Here is a 2,468-nt window from a genome sequence, read left to right as displayed (position 1 = left end):
TTTTAAATGAACATTATAAATTTGTGTTACTTGATTATTATCACTTTCAAAATCATAAGTTGTACGTTCAATAGGAATCTCGCTTGAAACTAGTTCATATCCATTATTCTCATACTTTGCTAGTAAATCTGTAGCTGGCTTAAAATTAATCTCATCACCCGTTTCACCTGGTAATGAAACATTAGATAATTTCTTTTGGTTATCAGAATCATCAATAAAATTAACTACCGCAGTTGCAGCATCTTTTGGTGTATAGACCACATAAAGCGGATCATGGCTAGCTCCAATTGCAATCTTATTATAGTGAAGTGTTAAATTAGTTGTTGGGGCAATCCAAGGATTTTGAATATTAAATCGTATATTACCAATCCACGGTGTTGGTGCAAAACCATTAGCCTTAATCACCGTACCATTTAGTAATTGAGTGCGATTGTTGTACCGATCATAGTAATAAACATTAGCCGAAACATCACCATTTGAATTAAGAACTTTAAAATTTTCAGTAATAGTTATTTCTAACGATTGGTCATACCAACTTCTCGTATAAGTCTGTCCTACTTGATAATCTGAAATCGAACCACTAACTTTAGTTTCATCTTCAGGATTTAAAGCATACCCCACAATTTTAGGAGCTTCAATATTAACCGTAAAGTGTTGACCCGTTAGCGCCTGTACTTTAACTGGAGGATATCCCTTGATTTCATCGCCATTTTCATCAACTATACTAATAACTTGCGTAACTTCACGTGGCTTATAATTACCAAATACTGTTGATAATCGTCCATCAATCGCCCCATAACCAAAAATTCTTCTTAATTGCAAATTACTAGAACTACTTACATTAATCGAGATTGAATTACCATAGTTATCACCAAAATTACGAATATCAACTCGGCCTAAATTACTAATGGTATATCCAGTCTTACCACCAACTTGAGTAGCATTACCACCATCATTTTGCATCGTTGACCAATAAATATTTTTATAATCCGGACTGGTTACATAAAGGTAAATCCCACCAGTTGGATCATCACGATCAACAGCAAGTGTACAGATATACGGCATTGCTCGACCATACGAATCAACTAATTGATATTGATCAAATATATACTGTGTATTTGGAACAATTGCAGTCGGAATCTTCGGATAGTTTGAAACATCTTCAATTGTACTATTAATTGTACTATCAGTATGTTGGTTTACAAAATCAATAATTTGTTTAACCGTTGGATTAGTAATTGACTTGCCAAAAGCATCCGTAATCCCTTCAACATTTGTTTCCCAGGTCTTAATATCTTGCTCAGGTGCTACCATTGGATTGCTAATATAATGATCTGCAGTTGGTATAGGAAAACTACCAAATTTTGCACCTACAGGAATACTCCAATGAAAACCACCTTGTTTTTCAGTATGGTCTGCATTTTCTTCTGCTACATATTTAGTCCGAATTACAGTACCATATGAATTTAACTTTGGCGTTAATGAACCATCGGAATTAATTTGACCGATTACCGCATTCCCATCTGAATCAGTAGCAATCAAATTCCCATCTTTATCAATTGCATGACCTTGCGCATCGGTTTTAATCGTAACTAATCTACCAGTTGTAACGTTTAGATATCCAACTCCAACAAGCGTTACCGTTTGCTGAGTAGGTTTATCACCTTTGAGTTTACTTTGATCCATATCTGGTAAATTAGCAACTAGATTCCGATTAACACCATTTGGATCTGCAATCTTTAGTTTATCTTTATTCTCTTTATACTCAATATGTCTAGTTAAATCACGCGTAACTTTAATTTGTTTAATATCAGAAATACTATTACTATCTCTTGCAACACTTAAAGCTGCATTTGGTAACACGTTAGTACTATTTTTCCTACCAATTGATCCATTTAATACTACTGGCTGAGTGGTCCTATTATTGTCTCCCGTATGATTAACCAAAGCCGTAGTTGCTTCTGTGGTATTAACGGAACTAGCAACGTCAGCATGAGCACTTTCGGTAATATTCATCATCCCGAAAGTAATCCCAATCATAACTGATGCGACCCCGAAAGAATATTTCCTTAAAGTCCATCGTTGCTTATTATCTTCATATTTCTTCTGATAAAGATTTCGATTATTCTTGGAAACCATGTTGTTCTCCCTTTTGATTTTTTTACTGGTGTGTACAACAATCCGCCATCATCTAGCACTTTTACTTGATACTCATCCGCTAACTCAACAACATATTTGACAAATTTTAGAATAGTTAAAACCATACTTGTTCCTGCCTTTCGCGGGCGAACATATACTGGAACTACTCCACTAGTAATTGAGTGTCGCATTAATAATTCCACGCTCCTTTTCAAATTTTAAAATATGTGTTTTCACACACCCTTCACATATTTCTATATTTATATATTAAAATATTCACCATTAAATAATTACAGGAACATCAAAAAAATTAAAAAAAAACGCAATTA

At 34.2% G+C, this 2,468-nt stretch carries 2 protein-coding genes; both read right to left on the bottom strand.

The features are described from left to right. Nucleotides 1–2,040: mucin-binding protein (locus JCM14505_RS08345; protein ID WP_263848984.1), on the bottom strand; the 2,040-nt coding region annotated here is incomplete at its 3' end. A gap of 29 nt (nt 2,041–2,069) precedes the next feature. Beyond that, a complete protein-coding gene (locus tag JCM14505_RS08340; protein WP_156249884.1) occupies nt 2,070–2,342 on the bottom strand; it encodes a hypothetical protein in 273 nt (90 codons plus the stop codon). Nucleotides 2,343–2,468: the final 126 nt, after the last annotated feature.

Source organism: Limosilactobacillus equigenerosi DSM 18793 = JCM 14505 (genome assembly GCF_001311375.1).
Taxonomy (GTDB): domain Bacteria; phylum Bacillota; class Bacilli; order Lactobacillales; family Lactobacillaceae; genus Limosilactobacillus; species Limosilactobacillus equigenerosi.
The sequence above is the reverse complement of the archived record's forward strand: the minus strand, read 5'-3'. Positions and strand labels throughout refer to the sequence as shown.